This window comes from uncultured Erythrobacter sp. (genome assembly GCF_947499705.1).
Classification (GTDB): Bacteria; Pseudomonadota; Alphaproteobacteria; order Sphingomonadales; family Sphingomonadaceae; genus Erythrobacter.
This window is the reverse complement of the sequence record NZ_CANMPJ010000002.1, coordinates 786,113-804,578: the sequence shown is the minus strand read 5'-3', so window position 1 is coordinate 804,578 and position 18,466 is coordinate 786,113. Positions and strand designations below refer to the sequence as shown.

Here is an 18,466-nt window from a genome sequence, read left to right as displayed (position 1 = left end):
CGGTTTACCAAGAAGAATGCTCCTAGGGCGATCAACCACGGCCAAGTCATTGCATCGATAAATGCCCAGAAGTCACCGACGCAATAAGAATCGCCTCGCATGACGATAACATTGTCTCGACCATTCTGGCATTCCAAGTGATCACGGCCTACGCTCAGATACATAAGAACATTGAGAAACAGCGGGATCACAATAAATCCTCTGGCCAACCAACGAACGGCCTTACGCAAGCCCGATCTCGACCGAGTTGTGCTCACCCAAACAGCCCCCGCTTCGGCCCCAGATACCCGAACAGATACGCCCCAACCTTGCGCATCTGAATCTCCTCGCTGCCTTCCGTAATCCGATAGCGGCGGTGGTGGCGATATATATGTTCGAACGGGGTGTGCCGCGAATAGCCGATGCCGCCATGCACCTGCATCGCCCGGTCCGCCGCCTCGCAGCACAGCCGGTTCGCCCAGTAATTGCACATCGAAACCTTGTCGGAGATCGTCCGTTCGATCTCCTCATGTGGCATGTTGTCCATCTCCCACGCGGTCTTAAAGATCAGCAGACGGAGCATTTCGGCTTGCGTCGCAAGCTCGACCAGCGGGAACTGGATCGCCTGATTGCGCGACAGTTCTTGGCCGAAGGGCTTGCGTGTCCGGGCGTATTTCACGCTTTCGTCGATGCAGAACATCGCCGCGCCGCAGCTTGAGGCCGCCTGCCGGATACGGTTCTGGTGGACGAAGCTCTGCGCCAGCGCCAGGCCCCGCCCTTCGACGCCGAGGATCGCGCTGTCGGGCACCCACACATCCTTGACCGAAAGGCGCGGGTGATCTGTGGGCATATTGAAGGTCCACATCCATTCTTCAATCTCGATGCCGGGATTGGGATTGGGGACGAGGAAACAGGTGATCCCGCTTGCCTGCCCCGCCTCGCCAGCGGTGCGGGCGAACATCGCGCAGTGCGTGGCGACATGCATGCCGGTGATCCACATCTTCTCACCATTGATCAGCCAGCCATCGACGCCATCGCGGGTTTCTCGCACGGCGTGTGTTTCCATGTGGGTCGCGTCAGAGCCATGCTGCGCTTCGGTCAGACCAAAGGCGACGCGGCGGGTGCGCTCGAACCCGCCGAGGATGAATTCCTGTTTCTGCTCCTCGGTCCCCCATTGATCGAACATCGCGACGAAGGGGAAGTTGCCGACGATCGAATGCTCGTTCTGGAGGTCGTTGTGCAGGCCGAGCCCTTTGCGCGCAAAATGCTCGCGGATGACTGCCATCCAGAGGTTCGACCCGTCTTTGCCGCCATATTGCTTGGGCGCAGAGAAACGCCAGTGCCCAGCCTTGTCGGCCCGAGCGGTGGCTACCTTCAGCAGTTCCTCCCAATCCTCACGCGGCAGTCCCCCGCGATCCCAATCGGTCCGCGCATGCTCACGGCGATGGTCGAAGAAGCGGATATTGTCGTTCTGCTCCTCAAGCGGCTTGATCTCGGCCTCGATAAAGGCGTCTAGATTGGCAAGATAGGCCTGTAGGTCGGCGGGAATTGCGAAGTCCATTTAGCTGTCCTCGTCAGATCATTTGAAACGTATCAAAGTGTCCGCGTCATGGGGCGCGCGGGCGCGGGCATACTGCAGTCGCAGAAAGCCGGAGTGAAACCTTGGCTAAGTCCATTTGGTCAGCTCTCCGAACCTGATTGCGGCAACGGCCACTTCTTCAGGGCAGCTTGAATCGCAGGATATTTGGGCGAGTCTTCTCGTACCTTCTCGATCGTAGAGGAGCGCAGGTCCCAGAGCAGCCCAGTATCATCGAGCGAAACTTCACCTGACAGGATTTGCTCGGCGAAATCTGCGCTTGCGTGATACTCGTGCATCGAGGTTTCGCTCCTCGCGATGATGCTTAGTGCGTTGCGAGCAACTGCAAGTTGGAACCGGTCGTGCCCCTCCATCTTGTCTTTGATCGTCGCGAGCCATTCCGAAACCGCAGTTGCAATATCGGCTGCCGAAGCTTCACCAGAGATTCGTTCTTGAGACTTTCGGCATTCGAGCACCTGTTCTCTTGCGTCCTCCGGCGCATCCTCTTCCAACAACATCAGCAGGTCCAACTCCTGCTCGCTCGTCCTCCTTGAGATCACCACCCGCTCCAGCATCCGGTCTTGTCCGCTGCGCCAGTGCTGCGCCATCTTGAGGCAACCGAGCGCCCACCACACGGTGCGGTGGATCAGCCAATAACGGAAACGCTCGCGATCAACTGTGACGCCCGCCTCGGCCTCGTAGGCGGCAAAGTAGTCCTCAAGGCTCCCAAGCCCCAGCGCCGGCCGGTCGTACCGCGCGAAGCGCCATACTGCCATGCAGCCGAACGCCAGATCCTCGTGTCGATCACCGAAATGCGCGAGTTCCCAGTCGAGCACGCCCGTGAGCTTGCCCGGCTCAGCCAACAGGTTGCCCATCCGATAATCGCCGTGGATCAGCACAGGCTCGACCGGATCGGGGCAATTGTCCTCCATCCATTTGAGGCCAAGCGCGATGATAGGGCGGTCGCCACCCGCGTCCATGAATTGCTGTTTCAGATCGGCGATGGCCTGTCGGTAATCCATCACCGGCACCGCGTCCGGTACGTCGCCCGACTTGATCGAGTGTATCCGTGCCAAATCACGCGCCGCATCTTTCAGCAGCGCATCGGCCTCGTCGAATTGCAGGATTTCCTTGGGGCTCGGCGTCCCCGGCAAAGCCCGCATGACGAAGCCGGAACTGATGCCGTCTTCCGGTTCCAGCTCGACCATCACCTCCGGCGCAGTCACCTCTGCCGCCTTCGCCGCGCGGATCACCGCCGCTTCGACATCGTGGCCGTAGGGGCGGTCTTCCATAAATTCGAGGCTGGGCGCCCGGCGCAGCACGAAGTCATCCCCGCCGCACGCAAACCGCCAGCTTTCCATCGTCGCGCCGCCAGTCAGCCGCTGCAAGCCCTCGGGCGCACCCAGCCCAGCTCGTGCGCAAGCCCGCGCCAATCCCACCATCAATTCCTCAGGCGTAGCCGCCATCGCTTTCTTCTCTCCCTATTCGCTGGCATGAGTGCCCCGGAACGCTGCCATTGGGCAAGCCAACAAATGTCAGTTTCGAAACGGGAATGGAAATGAAGAAACGCCATATCGCCCTCGCCGCATTGGGCATCATCGGCATCGGAGCCGGGACCGCCGCCTATGTCGCGACGCCGACGATCCACGAAGGCGCACCGGGCGAAACCCCTGAGCTGGGCCGCTTCGGCGAATACTCGGTCGGCACGCAGGAGCTGACTTTGTCTATGCCGGGCCGGTTGACCTTCGGCACGCTTGGCATGGCGACCGGCGCGACCGAGCCCGAGACGCGCGAATTGCAGGTGCGGGTCTATTACCCGGCAGAGGCGCGATCGGTCGCACCTCAGATCACCTACAGCCACACGATGAACCCGCCGGCGATGGAGCCTGTGACGCTGGAATTCGCCGGGCGCGCGCATGCGGATGCACCTGCGATGGGAACGGAGCAGGTAGGGGGCAAACTGCCGCTTGTCATCATGAGCCATGGCTTCAACGGCTGGAATACGCAGTTCAGCAATCTCGCCGAGCATATCGCGTCTCACGGTTACGTAGTGGCTTCGATTGACCATGCCGATATGACCATCGAGGCGACGAGCGATTTCCTGCTTTCGTTCAGCCGCGTTCTCGTCAGCCGCTCGCTCGATCAGCGACAGGTTTTGGAACAATTGCAGGCGGCGTCCGGGCCTGACGCGGAAGGGTTCAATGCCCTCATCGACCCCGAGCAGGTCGCAGTCATCGGCTATTCAATGGGCGGCTATGGCGCGCTCGCCACCGCGGGCGGGGACTACGATTACGATAGCGAGACCTTCGCGACCGTCCCGAGCGACGCACTCGATCAGCTTCGCGCAGCAGGCAGCGAAGATGTGGGAGTCGGCGCCGTGATCGCCTTCGCGCCTTGGGGTGGGCAGCCCGATAACCGGGTGTGGAGCAGCGAAACGCTGAGCAAGATGACCGCGCCGGTTCTGGTCGTGTCGGGCAGTCAGGACGATGTCTCCAACCATGCCGAAGGCGTGAGCTGGGTGTTCGACCAGCTTACCGGCACCAACCGCCACATGCTGGTGTTCCGCGAGGCACGGCACAACATTGTCGGCAACGCGTTCGATCTGCCCGAAGACGCGCCATTTCGCACCGCCGAGTTCCTGAAAGAACCCGTATGGCGGCAGGGTCGGATCAACGGAATCAACCAGCATTTCGTCACCGCCTTCCTCGATCTCCACCTCAAGGGCGATGAGGACAAGGCCGGCTATCTCGATGTGCCCACAGTCGACGCGAATGCTGGAACGTGGGAAACCAGTTTCGGCGAACAGCTCAACGGCAAGTTCGCAGGCGATAGCGAGCCAGAACATTGGCGCGGATTCCAGCGTCGCTGGGCAGCCGGACTGGAAATGTATTCGAAAGCGGCGGGGGAGTAAGTTACCCCAAAACAAACAGCCGCCCGGATCGCTCCGAGCGGCCGCCTGTAAAATTTGCGCTGATTATTTGAGCTTCTTGCGCATCCGCTTGGCGCGGCTCTTCGGGCTAGGGTGGGTCTTGGTCCACTCCAGACCGCCGCTACTGCCGCCGCTCATCGCGTCGAGCTTCTCGAGAGCGGTCGCGCAGGCCTCTGCGTTGTAGCCCTTCTGCTGCATGAAGGCGAAGGCGTAGTCGTCGGCCTCCTTCTCATGCTTCTGTGAATGCTGCGCGCTCACAACATCGCCGAAGAATCGGCCCAACTCCGAATTGGAGATGCGGCGCACACCGCTGCTGGCAGTGCCTGCGACGCTAAGGGCAGCATCGCGCTGCAACGCGCCCTGCATACGCTTCTTGGTGTGCTTGCGTTGCACGTGACCGATTTCGTGGCCGATGACGTAGCGCACTTCGTCATCGTTGAACTCGTCCATCAGCCCGGCAAAGATACGGATGGTTCCATTGGCCATCGCAAACGCGTTCACGTCGCGCACCAGATACGCCTTGATGTCGAGATCGAGCCCGTCATGGGATTCGAGCCCCTGCGAAAGCGCAGCGAGACGCTGACCATAGGGATCGTCGGGTCCGGCGACCGGGTTCTTGCCATCCATGTCTTCCGACATCTGGTCGAAAAACACCTTCATCTCTTCGTCCGAATACGAAGCCGCCTTGGCGACTTTCTTGGCCGAATTCATGATGTTGCCGAGGCTCTGCGCACCGGCAGGTGCCGCGATGCTTACCCCGCCCAAAAGCGTCGCCATCGCGACGAATTCGCGCCGCGAAGTCGTGCCGTCATTCCTGTCCATAATGTCCTCCCTGCGACTGGATAACTCCCCAGCTTTTATGCCGGGACATTGTCCTTCTTAACAGTGATGACTTGCGGATAGGTGAATTCTTTCAACCCCTCCTTGCCATATTCAGCGCCAAAGCCGGACTGCTTGTGCCCGCCAAATGGCGCGAAGGGTGACAGGTGGAGGAACTCGTTGACCCACACGGTACCGGTTTCGAGCTGCTCTGCAATTTCGACGCCCTTGTCGGGATCGGCAGTCCAAACCGCTCCAGCAAGTCCGTATTCTGAGTTGTTGGCACGCTGAATGACTTCCTCTTCGCTCGAGAATTTCATCAGCGGCATGACCGGGCCGAACTGCTCTTCAGCAACAATCCGCGCGTCTTCTGGCGGGTTGTCGAGGATGGTCAGCGGCACGAAATAGCCGGTTCCGGACGGGTCTTTGTCACCGCCCAGCAGGAACTTGTAGCCATTGTCCTTGGCGTCTTCGATCAGCTCAAGCACGCGGTCATATTGCTTCTTGTTCTGGATCGGGCCGACACCGGTCCCTTGCTCGGCACCGTCACCGACGACAACATTCTTGGCGTAGTCCGCGATTGCCTGTGACAGCTCATCATAAATATCCTCGTGGATATAGATGCGCTTGGCAGCGATGCAGATTTGCCCTGCATTGGAAAAGCTCGACCAGAACAGCTGCTCGGCGACCTTCTTTGGATCGGCATCGGGCATCACGATGGATGCGTCGTTGCCGCCGAGTTCCAGCGTGATCCGTTTAAGATCGCCACTTGCGCCTTCCATGATCTTCTTGCCGGTCGCGGTCGAGCCGGTGAAAGTGATCTTGTCGATATCCGGGTGCGCGGTGATCATCGGGCCAAGATCGTCTTCGCCGGTAATGATGTTGACGACGCCAGCAGGCACCTTGTCCGCGATCAGCTCAGCAATGCGCAGAGTTGTGAGCGGTGTGAAGGGCGACGGCTTGAGGATGATCGTGCAGCCTGAAAGCATCGCAGGAACGATCTTCTGGATCGCCATCATAACCGGGAAATTCCACGGCACGATGCCGCCAACCACGCCAACCGGCACACGGCGGTGACGGTGCAGGCGCGTGTCGGAATCCTCGATGATCTCCTCTTCAAGCTCAAGCGTCGATTGCGCTGCCGAAATACCGGCTGCGCCGTAAATCTCGCCCTTGGCTTGATCATGCGGCTTGCCCTGCTCGCTGGTCAGCAGGCGGAACAGCTCATCGGCGTTTTCCTTGATCGCGCCAGAGATCGCCATGATCGCCGCACGGCGTTCTTCAATCGGCGTTTTCTTCCAGGTCTTGAAGGCAGCGCGCGCTGCGGCGACGGCGCTGTCCAACTCGCCCTGACCGCAAGCGGGGACCTGTCCGATCACTTCTTCGGTCGCGGGATTGACCACGTCGAGCCATTCGCCGGTGTCGACCATCTCGCCGTTGATCAGGTTCTTGTACTGGGTGACCATGATAGTTCCTCTCTCGAATCTCTGCGGGGATTTCTCTCTGCTGGAAGGTGGACCTTCACGCGCAAAAATCAATCGTGAATAGCGATGATGCTGTACCCGCTGCGCCGAGCCGTATCGCCTATCAGTTGCGCTATGCAACCGGCGGCGTATTGAGAGCCGCAAGAGGAGACCCGAAATGCCCGACACCCAACCTGATTTCGTGATCTATGGAAGCCCCGTTTCGCCCTTCGTGCGCAAAGTCGCCGCGGTTTGCATCGAAAAGGAAGTCCCGTTTGAAATCGAGCCGGTCAATGTGTTCGATCCGCCGCAATGGTTCACCGATATTTCACCCATGAAACGCATTCCGGTGCTGCGCGATCGCTCGATCGCGACCGAGGGCGTTGAAGGCACGCTTCCCGATTCCAGCGCGATCTGCGCCATGATCGAGAAGAAACACCCCTCACCCGCGCTATATCCTGAAGATGCTTTCGCCCAGGGCAAGGCGATCTTTATCGAAGAATATGCCGACACCAGTCTCGCCGCGACGGGCGGCCTTGGTATTTTCCGCCCGATTTTCTTTGCGATCAATCAGGGCAAGGAACCGGACGTCGAAAAGGCTCGCACCACGTGGGCCGAGCAGATGCCAGCGATCCTGTCTTACCTCGATACTGCGCTGGGTGATGGCGAATTCTATGCAGGCGAAACGCTGTCGATTGCCGACATTTCGGTCGCCTGTGTGCTGATGCAGATATCACTGGTCGCGGAAACGCCGCTCGACAATTACCCGCGCCTCGCCGCGCATTTCGAGCGGATGCAGGCCCGTCCGTCCATCGCCGGGCCGTTCGCCAAGGCCGATGGCTTTATCCGTAAGGCCTTGCCCGAGCGCTTTAACCTGACTTAAGGCCCCTTCATCTAAGCGATTGTTCACCGCCACAGGGCGAAGGGGAACTCTACGAATATGGCCAGCGAATGGTGCATCGGGATCATCGGGGGATCGGGCCTCTATGCCATGGAGGGCATTGAGGATGAGCAATGGCTTGCGATCGAGACGCCGTGGGGCGAGCCGTCCGATGACATCCTGTGTGGACGCATCGGGGATGTGAAAGTGCGGTTTCTGCCGCGCCACGGTCGCGGCCATCCGGTCTCGCCAAGCGAGCTGAATTCCCGCGCAAATATCGATGCGCTAAAACGCGCGGGCTGCACGGACATTCTGGCGATTTCGGCGGTCGGATCACTGCGCGAGGAAATCGAGCCAGGCCGCTTCGCAGTCGTCGAACAATTCATCGACAACACCAAGGGCCGCGAAAGCACCTTTTTCGGCAGCGGTTTCGTCACCCATGTCTCGATGGCCGATCCGGTCTGCCCGCGCCTCTCCGAAATGGCGGGCAAGGCGATTTCCAAGGCCAGGGGCAAAGTCGCCACTGGCGCGACCTATCTCGCAATGGAAGGCCCGCAGTTCTCAACCCGCGCCGAAAGCCGGTTGTACCGGGCGTGGGGCGCCGACATTATCGGCATGACCGCGATGCCCGAAGCCAAGCTCGCGCGCGAGGCCGAGCTGCCATACGCACTGGTCGGCATGGTCACCGACTACGATTGCTGGCGGGACGGCGAAGCGGTCGATGTCGCGCAAGTAATCGCGCAGATGGAAAGCAACGGCGAACTGGCGCGAACCATGGTGAAAAACTTCATCGAAGCCCTTCCCAAGAAACGCCCCGCTTGCCCCATCGATACCGCGCTGGACGACGCAGTGATCACCGCGCCCGACGAGCACGATCCGGATATGGTGGCAAAGCTGGACGCGGTGGCCGGGCGGCTGCTCGGGTAAGCGAACCCAAGCAGCTCCGGTCCTTTACTCAAAATCGATAGCTCACCCCTGCGCTCAGCACCCAAGGATCAAGGTTGTGATCATTCTCGATCACAAGCGTCTCACCAACGAACCACCGCGCGGTGGTGCCGATGAAGTAGCGCTTTGCATCGAGACTGACGCCGAAGCCATCATCCCCGACGGGAACATCGACACCGGCCTGAAAGACAAATCCGAACTCGTCGGAAAGGGTCGTGTTGGTAACACCGAGCGCGACCGTTCCAGCAGCCGTATCATCGACGTCAAGCCAGATGAAATAGGCAGCTCCCGCACCGACATAAGGCTTGACGCCGCCTACATCGAAATGCGCCTTCGCCGTGACAGTCGCGGGTAGCAAAAGCCCGTCTGACACAAGCTCGGTCCCATCGGGCAAACCAGCAATTGCATCGACATCGTGCTGCGTGGTGCCTGCAATCGTCTCAATCGAGAAATTGTCGGTCACGAAATACTCGACCGCGATTGTGGGCACGAAATTGTCGTTGGCCTTGGTGTCGAGATCAACGGGCAGGCCTACGACATCGACATTGACCTGATCGATTTCGCCATCGGGCAAGACGCCGGTTGCGAGCACTTTGAACTGAACATCGCCGGCGCGATCCTGAGCCATGGCGGGGGTTGCAGCGAGTGCGAGTGCGGCACTCGTCATCACAAGCAGAGTTTTCATTTTTCATCCCAATGAGCAGCAGTGGCCGCCCGTCGCGGCCCAGGGTTGTTGCTGCTTCGAGAGGTCGAATAGCCTGGAAAATAATCGCGCTTCATTGATCCGGATCAAAGACGCGGCTGCGATGATGCAGCACTTCCTTATTCCATTATGGCAACACTCAGCCAATCTCCTGAGCTAGCGAGCATGGCCTCGTTCCGAGCCGCCGTGCCGTTCGGCAATGGTCCCGAGGACACAGCCGAGCGCCTGTGCGCGGTAGGGCGATACCGCGCGCTTGAGCGTGGCCGCGAGCTTCCGGGCAATCAATCGGAGGACAGGCTCGTCTATGTTGCCAGAGGCTGCGCCAAGCTGGTTGCACAGTCGACCGGCGTAACGGCCACCAACACCTGCGAAGCGCACACAAACAACCATGTGCTCGCCTTCCATTTCGCTGACGATATCGTCTCGGTCTTGCGCCAGGCCGATGCTGATTTTCGCCTGGTCGCATTGAGCGATCTTGAGCTCGTCATCTTCCCCTCGAACCAGTTCCTCGATGTTGCGCAAGACGATCCGATCGTGCTGCGCTCGGTGCTGACCCGGTCTCTGCAGGCGCTTCATCGCAGCCGCACCAAGATGATGCAGCTGGGGCACAAATCCGCGCGTCAGCGGATCGCGGACTTCCTCGTTTCGATGGCTGAGCGGATGTGCGGCTGCACCTGCGGCGTGTGCGAACTGTCACTCCCGATGAGCCGCCGCGACATTGGCGACAGTCTGGGCCTGAAGATCGAGACTGTCAGCCGCCAGTTCACCGAACTGCGCGAAGCTGGGTTGGTCGAGACCGAGGGGCGGTCGATCGTGCGCCTCAAAGACATCGCGGCGCTCGCAGCAGAAGCCGGAAACGCCGCGCCGCAGGAAAAACCTCCGCAAACTTGATCCAGATCAAATACCGCAAAATCGCCCCGCGCTAGGCCTCAAGTCAGGCCCCGCACGGGACAAAAGGGATAATCGACATGGAAGGTGTACTTGGACGGTTTGGCATCTGGGCCTTGGTCCTGCTTGCCTGCATTGCCGCAATCGCGGGCGCTCAGGACAGCGGTTTCGCGATCCATATGGGCATCATCGCGCTGGTCGCAGTGCTGGTCATGGTGGTGACGCTGACGAGTTATGACCCGTTGGCCAAGGCGCAGGGCATCTTCAAGATGCCGACCGACCCATCGAAATATGACGATGAAGTCATCCGTTGGGGCATCATCGCGACGATGTTCTGGGGCATCGCGGGTCTACTCGCGGGCGTGTTCATCGCGCTGCAAATGGCATTTCCGGCGCTCAATATCGAGCCCTACTTCAATTTCGGCCGCGTCCGTCCGCTGCACACTTCGGCGGTGATTTTCGCGTTCGGCGGCAATGCTTTGATCGCGACCAGTTTCTACGTCGTGCAGCGCACGTGCCGCACCACTTTGGCCTTTCCGTCGCTCGCGCGGTTTGTGTTCTGGGGCTACCAACTGTTCATCGTGCTGGCTGCCACTGGCTATCTGCTCGGCATCACTCAGTCGAAGGAATATGCCGAGCCGGAATGGTATGTCGACCTGTGGCTGACCGTCGTCTGGGTTGCCTATCTCGCAGTGTTCGTCGGCACGCTGCTGCGCCGCCATGAACCGCACATCTATGTCGCCAACTGGTTCTACCTCGCCTTCATCGTCACAGTGGCCATGCTGCATGTGGTGAACAATCTTGCGGTGCCGGTCAGCTTCCTCGGCGCGCGCAGTTACTCCGCCTTTGCCGGGGTGCAGGATGCGCTGACCCAGTGGTGGTACGGCCACAACGCGGTCGGGTTCTTCCTCACCGCAGGCTTTCTGGCGATGATGTATTACTTCGTGCCGAAGCAGGCCAATCGCCCGGTCTATTCGTACCGGCTGTCGATCATCCACTTCTGGTCGCTGATCTTCCTCTACATCTGGGCCGGCCCGCACCACCTCCACTACACCGCTCTGCCCGATTGGGCGCAGACCCTCGGCATGGTGTTTTCGATCATGCTGTGGATGCCCAGCTGGGGCGGCATGATCAACGGGTTGATGACGCTGAACGGCGCGTGGGACAAGGTTCGCACCGATCCGATCATCCGCATGATGGTGCTCGCGCTCGCCTTCTACGGCATGAGCACATTCGAAGGTCCGATGTTGTCGATCAAGGCGGTGAACAGCCTGTCGCACTACACCGATTGGACCATCGGTCACGTCCATTCCGGCGCGCTCGGATGGAACGGCATGATCACCTTTGCCTGCGTTTACTTCCTCGTGCCCAAACTTTGGAAGCGCGAGCGATTGTATTCGCTGCGGATGATCAATTGGCACTTCTGGCTCGCGACGCTCGGCATCGTTTTCTACGCCGCCAGCATGTGGGTCGCCGGGATTACTCAGGGCCTGATGTGGCGCGAAGTGAACCCGCAGACTGGTTTCCTCGTGAACAGCTTCATCGACACCGTCGTCGCGCTGAAGCCGATGTACTGGATGCGCGCCTTTGGCGGAGCGCTCTACCTCACCGGCGCACTGATCATGACCTACAACATCTGGATGACGATCAACGGGCGTCTGCGCGATGAGGCCGCCCTGGCCGATACTTCGCATAACGAAGCGGCAGACCGACCGATCATCAACCAACCTCAGCCTGAGCCGGCGGAATAGGAGCCAGAACGATGAGCACCACCTCACCCACTGGCGCACCCGATCAGGGCGCCTTTGAAGGCCACAAGAGGCTAGAGAAGAACGTCACTCTGCTCGGCGTCGCGACCTTCGTCACGGTCGCCATCGGCGGCATTGTCGAGATCGCCCCGCTGTTCTGGATCGACAACACGATCGAGGAAGTCGAGGGCATGCGCCCCTACACCCCGCTCGAGCAGGCAGGCCGCGACATCTATATTCGCGAAGGCTGCTACACCTGCCACAGCCAGATGATCCGCCCGTTCCGCGACGAGGTGGAGCGCTATGGCAATTACTCGCTGGCGGCTGAAAGTATGTACGATCACCCGTTCCAATGGGGATCCAAGCGGACCGGACCGGACCTCGCGCGGGTCGGCGGGCGCTATTCGGATGAATGGCACGTCCAGCACCTGAAAGATCCGGAAAGCGTGGTGCCGCAAACGATCATGCCGTCCTACAGCTTCCTGGCGGAAACCACGCTCAAGGTTGCCGACCCAGCCGCCAATCTCAGCGCGCTGCGCACCGTCGGTGTGCCGTACAGCGACACCGATATCGAGCAGGCGGAAAATGATCTGTTCGCGCAGGCCAATCCGGAACTCGACGCGGGCGATCTGGAGGAGCGCTATCCCAAGGCGCAGATCCGCGATTACGACGGCGATCCGAGCCGCGTGACCGAGATGGATGCGCTGGTCGCCTACCTGCAGATGCTCGGTACGCTGGTCGATGTGAACAGCGTCGCCGCGCAGCAGGAACTGGCCGAGGAGACCGGACGATGAGCTTCTACGAAGTCCTCCGCCACTTTGCCGACAGCTACGGACTGGTCGTGATCTTCGGCCTCTACCTGCTGCTGTGCGGTTGGCATTTCCTGCCCCGCGCTCGCGGCCATGTCGAAGATGCCAAACACTCGATTTTCAAGGAAGACGACAATGTCTGATCCCAAAAACCGTGACTCGCGGATCGACGAACCCACCGGCACCGAATTTGTCGGCCACGAATGGGACGGCATCGAAGAGCTCAACACGCCGCTGCCGCGCTGGTGGCTGTGGACCTTCTACGCCACGATCGCGTGGAGCCTTGTCTATGTCGTGCTCTATCCTGCCTGGCCGCTGGTCGAAAAGGCAACCGCTGGGACGCTCGGCTGGTCAAGCCGCGGCGAGCTGGCGAAGGACATAGCGGCAGAGAATGCCAAACAGGCTGGCTTTAGGTCGCAAGTTGCAGCGCTTTCGACGGCGGAGCTGCTCAAACGAAAGGATTTGATGCCGCGCGCCGTCGTTGGCGGCGAAGCAGCGTTCAAAGTCAATTGCGTGCAGTGTCACGGCGCGGGCGCAGCGGGCTACGAAGAATTTGGCTACCCTAACCTAAACGACGATGACTGGATCTGGGGCGGCGATGTTAACGCCATCGAATACACGCTGATCCACGGCATCCGCTGGGAAGGGTCCGACCAGACGCGGCTGAACTACATGCCAGCCTTCGATGGCATCTTCGAGGATGCGCAGATCGACGCGCTGACCAATCACGTTCTGTCGCTGAGCGGAAAGGCTCAGTCCAATACCACCGGCGCTGAACTCTACGCGCAGAACTGTGCATCGTGCCACCAGCCTGCGGGCGAAGGCGATCCCATGCAGGGCGCCCCGGCGCTCAACGACGCGATCTGGCTTTACGGGGATACTCCGGCGCTGGTGCGTCAGCAAATCCTCAATCCTCGTCACGGCGTCATGCCGGGCTGGAGCGACAAGCTTGATCCGGTGACGATCAAGATGCTCGCAGCCTATGTCCATACGCGCGGCGGCGGTCAGGCGCTCGAAGCTGAGGGAGATGACACGCCGGGCGATGCACCCGCCATCATGGAAGATCAGCCGGAAGAAGTCGCGACTACGAATCGGAGCAATGGTCAGCGCTAACACCACCGCACCGGCAACCGAGCCCCGCGACTGGGGCGGAGCTGTGCCTGGAGGAAAGCCCAAGGGCGGCGGCGGATCGGGCGGTCCGCCGCAGCATCAGGATCTCTACGAGAAGCGCAAAGCGGTCCACAACAAGCGGATCGACGGGCCGTTTCGGCGGTTCAAATGGCTCATCATGCTCGTCACTTTGGCGATCTATTACATCACGCCATGGATACGCTGGGACCGCGGGCCCTATGCACCTGATCAGGCGGTGCTGATCGATCTCGCGCATCGGCGCTTCTACATGTTCGATATCGAGATCTGGCCGCACGAGTTTTACTTCGTCGCTGGCATGCTGATCATGGCGGGCGTCGGGCTGTTCCTCGTCACCACAGCCGTGGGCCGCGCTTGGTGCGGCTATGCCTGTCCGCAAACCGTGTGGACCGACCTGTTCCAGCATGTCGACCGCTTCTTCGACGGTGATCGCAATGCCCGGATGCGGCTCGACAAGGCTCCATGGGGCCCGAGCAAGATCGCGCGGCGCACTTCGAAATGGGCGGTCTATCTGCTGATCAGCATGGTCACCGGCGGCGCGTGGATCCTCTATTTTGCCGATGCGCCGACCTTGTTCGTCGACTTCTTCACCGGAGAGGCCGCGCTGGTTGCCTATGCCACCGTCGGCATTCTTACCTTCACCACCTTCTGGCTCGGCGGGTTCATGCGCGAACAGGTGTGCGTCTATATGTGCCCGTGGCCGCGCATTCAGGCCGCCATGCTCGATGAGCAATCGCTGATCGTGACCTACAAGGATTGGCGCGGTGAGCAGCGCGGCAGCCTGAAGAAAGCGCAGAAAGAGCCGGAGAAATACGGCGACTGCATCGATTGCCGCGAATGCGTCGCGGTGTGCCCGACCGGGATCGACATTCGCGAAGGCCAGCAGATCGGCTGCATCACCTGCGCTTTGTGTATCGATGCCTGCGACCGGGTGATGAAGGATATAGGCCGCCCGCGCGGGCTGATCGATTATGCGACGCTCGACCAGTGCGAGCGCGAAGCGGCCGGGGCAACCCCCGAACCAGCTTGGAAAGCACTGCTGCGCCCGCGTCTTTTCATCTATTTCGGCGTCTGGGGCGCGATTGGCCTCGCCATGCTATTCGCGCTCGGAACGCGAACGCACACCGATCTCACCGTCTCGCCCGACCGAAATCCCCCTTTCATGCTGATGAAGGACGGCGCGGTGCGCAATTCCTACACTCTGAGGCTGCGCAATATGGAGGCCCGCCCTCGCGAGATGGAAGTCGCGCTGATCGGCCTGCCCGCAGGCTCGGTGATGTGGACCGACGCGATTAGCGCCGACGATGCCGCCGCCAAACAAGTGATCGAAGTGCCCGCCAACGAAACCCGCGTGGTGCGCGCCTATGTGATGGTGCCCACCGGCGAGATCGCGAGTGAATTCACCTTCCGCCTGACATCGCTTGATGAGCAGCGCGAGCAAGACATCGCCCCGACCAACTTCACCAATCCCGGAGACCTCTGATGGCAACGGCCCCTGACAAACGAGTGTTCACTGGCCGTCACATGCTCGGCGTGATGGTTGGCGGGTTCGGGATCGTCATTGCGGTCAATTTCTACATGGCCAGCCTTGCTGTTGGCGGATTCCATGGGATCGTGGTCGAGAACTCCTACGTCGCCAGCCAGAAGTTCAACGGCTGGCTCGAAGAGGCCGAGAAGTCCCGCGCGCTCGGCTGGGAGGCTATAGCTGCGCGCGACGAAGCCGGTCACGTGGTGATCTCGACGGAAGGTGTGCCAGCCGGAGCCACCGTCAGCGCTGAACTGCGCCGCCCAATTGGTGAGCGCGACTATGCCAGCCTCACCTTCACTTCCCAAGCGGATGGCTCATTTCGCTCAGTCGAGACTGTGAGCAATGGTCGTTGGACAATGCGGCTCACCATCGCGGCAGGGGGTAAGAACTGGACCGAGGAAAGCGAACTCCCGTGAACGCCCCTGTCGCCTTCGCAGACACTAGTTCGGCGGAATTGACCGGCACCCGCTTTACGGTGCCGGGCATGCGCTGCGCCGGGTGCATGGCCAAGATCGAGCGCGAATTGCCCAAAGTCGATGGCATTGCCGCCGCGCGGGTGAACTTCTCAGCCAAGCGCGTCGCCATCGAGCACGATCCGGCACTGGGCGAGGACGCGCTTGGCGACGCCCTGCTGCATCTCGGTTTCGAAGCCCAGCCCATTGCTGACAACCCGCTCGGCAATGACGACAAGGAGCACAAGCAGCTCATGCGCGCGCTCGCGGTCGCAGGCTTCGGCATGATGAACATCATGCTGCTGTCGGTTAGCATCTGGTCGGGCGCGGAAGGATCGACCCGCGAGCTGTTCCACTGGCTCTCCGCACTGATCGCGATGCCGGTGATCGCCTATGCGGGCCGTCCGTTCTTCGCTTCGGCCTGGATGGCGCTCAAATTCCGCCGCACCAACATGGATGTGCCGATCTCGATCGGGGTGATCCTCGCCACCGCGCTCAGTCTCTACGAGACCGTGACCGGCGGCGAACACGCCTATTTCGAAAGCGCTGTGATGCTGCTGTTCTTCCTGCTCGCAGGCCGGGCGCTCGATGCCGAGATGCGCACCCGCACCCGAGCAGGGATCGGCGCGTTGCTCGGGCGGATGGGCAAAAGCGCCAGCGTGATCGGGCCGGATGACACCACGCAGCGGATTGCCGCAGGCGATCTCGAACCCGGCATGCTCGTGCTGGTCGCTGCGGGTGAGGCGCTCGCCGCCGATGGCGAAGTCGAGGACGGCAACAGCGCAATCGACAATTCGATGCTAACTGGCGAAAGCGCGCCTGAGCACGTTGGCATCGGCAGCGTCGTCCATGCCGGATCGATCAACCTAGGCAGCCCGATCCGCGTGCGGCTGACCAAAGTTGCAGATTACACCGCCATAGCCGAGATCGCGCGCTTGATGGACGAAGCGGGACAGTCGCGCAGCAACTATGTCCGCATCGCCGACCGTGCGAGCCGGGCCTATGCGCCGGTCGTGCACATACTCGCTGCGCTGGCCTTCGCCGGATGGATGATCGCCGGGGCAGGCTGGCACCAATCGCTGCTGATTGCGATTGCGGTTCTGATCATCACGTGCCCCTGCGCGATGGGCCTTGCGGTTCCGACAGCGCAGGTGGTCGCATCAGGGGCGCTGCTCAAGCGCGGATTGCTGGTGAAGGATGGAAGCGCACTGGAGCGGCTCGCCGAATGCGATACCGCCATATTCGACAAGACCGGCACGCTGACGTTGGGCGAACCGCAGCCCGACATTTCTGAGCTGACCGACGAAGCACGTTCCGTGGCACTCGGTCTGGCGCAGCACAGCCGCCACCCGCTCAGCCGCGGGCTCGCCGCTGCGCTTCGACGCGAAGGCGTAAGGGCCGCCAAGGTGTCGGACGTCGCCGAGGAGGCCGGTCTGGGGCTTGCCGGCTGGTGGAATGGCAAACCGGTCTCACTTGAACGACCAGATCAGCAATCCAACGATCTGGCGTCGCGTCTCACCTTCGGCGAGGACATCCAAATGCTGTCATTCGCTGATCCTCTGCGAGGTGATGCTGCGGAGACAATCGCGGCGCTCGAACAGGCAGGTATTTCCTCAAGCATCCTCTCCGGAGATCGGGCCATGGCCGTCGAAGCGGTTGCCACCCAACTGGGACTCCCAGCCGCCGGTTCCGCCAGCCCGCAAGACAAACTCGCTTCGCTTGAGGCCTTGCGCGCAGAAGGTCGCAAGCCACTGATGGTCGGTGACGGCCTCAACGATGGTCCCGCCCTCGCTGCTGCCCACGCCTCGATTGCACCCGGCACCGCCTCCGATGCTAGCCAGCAGGCCGCCGATGCGGTGTTCATCGGTGAGAAACTGATGCCGGTTGCTCTTGCGATCCGGGTCGCGCGGCGCACCATGCAGATCGTCAGGCAGAATTTCGGCTTCGCGATTGGCTACAACGTGCTCGCCGTGCCGCTTGCGCTTTTCGGCTATGTTACCCCGCTGATTGCAGCCATCGCGATGTCGGTCAGTTCGCTGGTGGTGGTCGCGAATTCCTTGCGCCTGTCGGGAGCTGCCAAATGACAGGTCTGGCGTTCCTTATCCCCATCGCGCTCGGTCTGGGCGCGCTCGGTCTCGCTGCATTCTTCTGGGCGATGCGAACCGGGCAGTATGACGACATGGACGGTGCCGCCAACCGTATCCTCATTGACGAGGAAGATCAGCAATGAATGGCTCTGCGCTCGCAATCCTCGCAATTGTTCCCTTGGTCACCGGCCCTCTGCCGAGCGAAGCAGAGGACACGCTGACCATGACGCTGTGCGATGGCGGCTCAATCACCATTTCGCTCGGCGACGAGGATGAAATGCCAGCCTCCGACTGCCATCAGAAAGCATGCCATGCAGGCAATTGCAGAAAGCAATTCGATCCAAAGCAAAGACAGGAAGTCGCCTAACCGCGCGTGATCGCTGTGCGGTTAGATCCATATTGATCCGAATCCGCACAATCTTTCAGTTCCGCGATCCAAGAGCGCCGCACCTGGTGATTATGGCCTTGTTTTACCTTCGAAGTTGGGAGAATCGCCCGGTTTCCTAGCGTA

18 protein-coding genes are annotated in these 18,466 nt (G+C 60.8%); 13 read left to right on the top strand and 5 right to left on the bottom strand.

What is annotated here, in order from left to right:
- Positions 1-253: 253 nt before the first annotated feature.
- Positions 254-1,540 carry an acyl-CoA dehydrogenase family protein gene (locus tag Q0837_RS16855; RefSeq protein ID WP_298471414.1) on the bottom strand — a complete coding sequence of 429 codons (1,287 nt, stop codon included), beginning with the start codon at positions 1,538-1,540 and terminating at the stop codon, positions 254-256.
- Positions 1,541-1,659: 119 nt separating this feature from the next.
- Positions 1,660-3,021 (bottom strand): phosphotransferase, encoded by a 1,362-nt coding sequence (locus Q0837_RS16850; RefSeq protein WP_298471411.1) that lies wholly within the window; start codon positions 3,019-3,021, stop codon positions 1,660-1,662.
- A gap of 92 nt (positions 3,022-3,113) precedes the next feature.
- Here Q0837_RS16850 and Q0837_RS16845 point away from each other — a divergent pair, with 92 nt between their 5' ends.
- Positions 3,114-4,466 carry a dienelactone hydrolase gene (locus tag Q0837_RS16845; protein ID WP_298471408.1) on the top strand — a complete coding sequence of 451 codons (1,353 nt, stop codon included), beginning with the start codon at positions 3,114-3,116 and terminating at the stop codon, positions 4,464-4,466.
- A 63-nt stretch (positions 4,467-4,529) separates the two neighbouring features.
- On the opposite strand, the gene Q0837_RS16840 is transcribed toward Q0837_RS16845, so the two are convergent.
- Both Q0837_RS16840 and Q0837_RS16835 read right to left on the bottom strand, forming a co-directional pair.
- Positions 4,530-5,306, bottom strand: a complete 777-nt coding sequence (locus Q0837_RS16840; RefSeq protein WP_298471405.1) for a M48 family metallopeptidase — start codon at positions 5,304-5,306, stop codon at positions 4,530-4,532.
- Between the two features lie 35 nt (positions 5,307-5,341).
- Entirely contained in the window at positions 5,342-6,769 is a 1,428-nt protein-coding gene (locus Q0837_RS16835; protein WP_298471402.1) for an aldehyde dehydrogenase family protein, read from the bottom strand.
- 175 nt (positions 6,770-6,944) lie between these two features.
- Between Q0837_RS16835 and Q0837_RS16830 the strand changes: the two genes are divergently transcribed.
- Together Q0837_RS16830 and mtnP are read left to right on the top strand one after the other, a co-directional pair.
- The gene (locus tag Q0837_RS16830; protein ID WP_298471400.1) at positions 6,945-7,649 is read left to right on the top strand and encodes a glutathione S-transferase family protein; all 705 of its coding nucleotides are present in this window, start codon (positions 6,945-6,947) and stop codon (positions 7,647-7,649) included.
- A gap of 57 nt (positions 7,650-7,706) precedes the next feature.
- Complete coding sequence (gene mtnP / locus Q0837_RS16825; protein WP_298471397.1) at positions 7,707-8,573, top strand: S-methyl-5'-thioadenosine phosphorylase; 867 nt, start codon at positions 7,707-7,709, stop codon at positions 8,571-8,573.
- Between the two features lie 28 nt (positions 8,574-8,601).
- On the opposite strand, the gene Q0837_RS16820 is transcribed toward mtnP, so the two are convergent.
- Positions 8,602-9,276, bottom strand: coding sequence for an OmpW family outer membrane protein (locus Q0837_RS16820; protein WP_298471394.1), 675 nt, complete (start codon positions 9,274-9,276; stop codon positions 8,602-8,604).
- A gap of 183 nt (positions 9,277-9,459) precedes the next feature.
- On the opposite strand from Q0837_RS16820, the gene Q0837_RS16815 reads away from it, so the two are divergent.
- The 10 genes from Q0837_RS16815 to Q0837_RS16770 all read left to right on the top strand — a co-directional run bounded on the left by Q0837_RS16815 (position 9,460) and on the right by Q0837_RS16770 (position 18,322).
- Positions 9,460-10,185, top strand: a complete 726-nt coding sequence (locus Q0837_RS16815) for a Crp/Fnr family transcriptional regulator (protein WP_298471392.1) — start codon at positions 9,460-9,462, stop codon at positions 10,183-10,185.
- 77 nt (positions 10,186-10,262) lie between these two features.
- Positions 10,263-11,933, top strand: a complete 1,671-nt coding sequence (gene ccoN / locus Q0837_RS16810) for a cytochrome-c oxidase, cbb3-type subunit I (RefSeq protein WP_298471390.1) — start codon at positions 10,263-10,265, stop codon at positions 11,931-11,933.
- A gap of 11 nt (positions 11,934-11,944) precedes the next feature.
- Positions 11,945-12,724, top strand: coding sequence for a cytochrome-c oxidase, cbb3-type subunit II (gene ccoO, locus Q0837_RS16805; RefSeq protein WP_298471388.1), 780 nt, complete (start codon positions 11,945-11,947; stop codon positions 12,722-12,724).
- Complete coding sequence (locus tag Q0837_RS16800) at positions 12,721-12,882, top strand: cbb3-type cytochrome c oxidase subunit 3 (RefSeq protein ID WP_298471385.1); 162 nt, start codon at positions 12,721-12,723, stop codon at positions 12,880-12,882. Before ccoO ends, Q0837_RS16800 begins: the two co-directional genes overlap by 4 nt.
- Positions 12,875-13,852 (top strand): cytochrome-c oxidase, cbb3-type subunit III, encoded by a 978-nt coding sequence (gene ccoP, locus Q0837_RS16795; RefSeq protein WP_298471382.1) that lies wholly within the window; start codon positions 12,875-12,877, stop codon positions 13,850-13,852. Before Q0837_RS16800 ends, ccoP begins: the two co-directional genes overlap by 8 nt.
- Positions 13,839-15,371, top strand: coding sequence for a cytochrome c oxidase accessory protein CcoG (ccoG, locus tag Q0837_RS16790; protein ID WP_298471380.1), 1,533 nt, complete (start codon positions 13,839-13,841; stop codon positions 15,369-15,371). Before ccoP ends, ccoG begins: the two co-directional genes overlap by 14 nt.
- The gene (locus Q0837_RS16785) at positions 15,371-15,832 is read left to right on the top strand and encodes a FixH family protein (RefSeq protein WP_298471378.1); all 462 of its coding nucleotides are present in this window, start codon (positions 15,371-15,373) and stop codon (positions 15,830-15,832) included. The genes ccoG and Q0837_RS16785 overlap by 1 nt, the downstream gene beginning before the upstream one ends.
- Positions 15,829-17,952: a heavy metal translocating P-type ATPase gene (locus Q0837_RS16780; RefSeq protein WP_298471375.1), complete on the top strand. Its 2,124-nt coding sequence runs from the start codon at positions 15,829-15,831 to the stop codon at positions 17,950-17,952. The genes Q0837_RS16785 and Q0837_RS16780 overlap by 4 nt, the downstream gene beginning before the upstream one ends.
- Positions 17,949-18,098 (top strand): cbb3-type cytochrome oxidase assembly protein CcoS, encoded by a 150-nt coding sequence (gene ccoS / locus Q0837_RS16775; protein ID WP_298471372.1) that lies wholly within the window; start codon positions 17,949-17,951, stop codon positions 18,096-18,098. Before Q0837_RS16780 ends, ccoS begins: the two co-directional genes overlap by 4 nt.
- Positions 18,095-18,322, top strand: a complete 228-nt coding sequence (locus Q0837_RS16770; protein WP_298471369.1) for a hypothetical protein — start codon at positions 18,095-18,097, stop codon at positions 18,320-18,322. Before ccoS ends, Q0837_RS16770 begins: the two co-directional genes overlap by 4 nt.
- Positions 18,323-18,466 lie beyond the last annotated feature (144 nt).

What these genes read in the sequence shown, in the direction of transcription:
- ccoP (WP_298471382.1), top strand. Translation starts at nt 12,875, where the DNA reads ATGTCTGATCCCAAAAACCGTGACTCGCGGATCGACGAACCCACCGGC.
- Q0837_RS16840 (WP_298471405.1), bottom strand. Translation starts at nt 5,306, where the DNA reads ATGGACAGGAATGACGGCACGACTTCGCGGCGCGAATTCGTCGCGATG.
- Q0837_RS16830 (WP_298471400.1), top strand. Translation starts at nt 6,945, where the DNA reads ATGCCCGACACCCAACCTGATTTCGTGATCTATGGAAGCCCCGTTTCG.
- Q0837_RS16855 (WP_298471414.1), bottom strand. Translation starts at nt 1,540, where the DNA reads ATGGACTTCGCAATTCCCGCCGACCTACAGGCCTATCTTGCCAATCTA.
- Q0837_RS16835 (WP_298471402.1), bottom strand. Translation starts at nt 6,769, where the DNA reads ATGGTCACCCAGTACAAGAACCTGATCAACGGCGAGATGGTCGACACC.
- Q0837_RS16785 (WP_298471378.1), top strand. Translation starts at nt 15,371, where the DNA reads ATGGCAACGGCCCCTGACAAACGAGTGTTCACTGGCCGTCACATGCTC.
- mtnP (WP_298471397.1), top strand. Translation starts at nt 7,707, where the DNA reads ATGGCCAGCGAATGGTGCATCGGGATCATCGGGGGATCGGGCCTCTAT.
- ccoG (WP_298471380.1), top strand. Translation starts at nt 13,839, where the DNA reads ATGGTCAGCGCTAACACCACCGCACCGGCAACCGAGCCCCGCGACTGG.
- Q0837_RS16800 (WP_298471385.1), top strand. Translation starts at nt 12,721, where the DNA reads ATGAGCTTCTACGAAGTCCTCCGCCACTTTGCCGACAGCTACGGACTG.
- Q0837_RS16815 (WP_298471392.1), top strand. Translation starts at nt 9,460, where the DNA reads ATGGCCTCGTTCCGAGCCGCCGTGCCGTTCGGCAATGGTCCCGAGGAC.
- ccoS (WP_298471372.1), top strand. Translation starts at nt 17,949, where the DNA reads ATGACAGGTCTGGCGTTCCTTATCCCCATCGCGCTCGGTCTGGGCGCG.
- Q0837_RS16845 (WP_298471408.1), top strand. Translation starts at nt 3,114, where the DNA reads ATGAAGAAACGCCATATCGCCCTCGCCGCATTGGGCATCATCGGCATC.
- ccoN (WP_298471390.1), top strand. Translation starts at nt 10,263, where the DNA reads ATGGAAGGTGTACTTGGACGGTTTGGCATCTGGGCCTTGGTCCTGCTT.
- Q0837_RS16850 (WP_298471411.1), bottom strand. Translation starts at nt 3,021, where the DNA reads ATGGCGGCTACGCCTGAGGAATTGATGGTGGGATTGGCGCGGGCTTGC.
- Q0837_RS16770 (WP_298471369.1), top strand. Translation starts at nt 18,095, where the DNA reads ATGAATGGCTCTGCGCTCGCAATCCTCGCAATTGTTCCCTTGGTCACC.
- Q0837_RS16820 (WP_298471394.1), bottom strand. Translation starts at nt 9,276, where the DNA reads ATGAAAACTCTGCTTGTGATGACGAGTGCCGCACTCGCACTCGCTGCA.
- ccoO (WP_298471388.1), top strand. Translation starts at nt 11,945, where the DNA reads ATGAGCACCACCTCACCCACTGGCGCACCCGATCAGGGCGCCTTTGAA.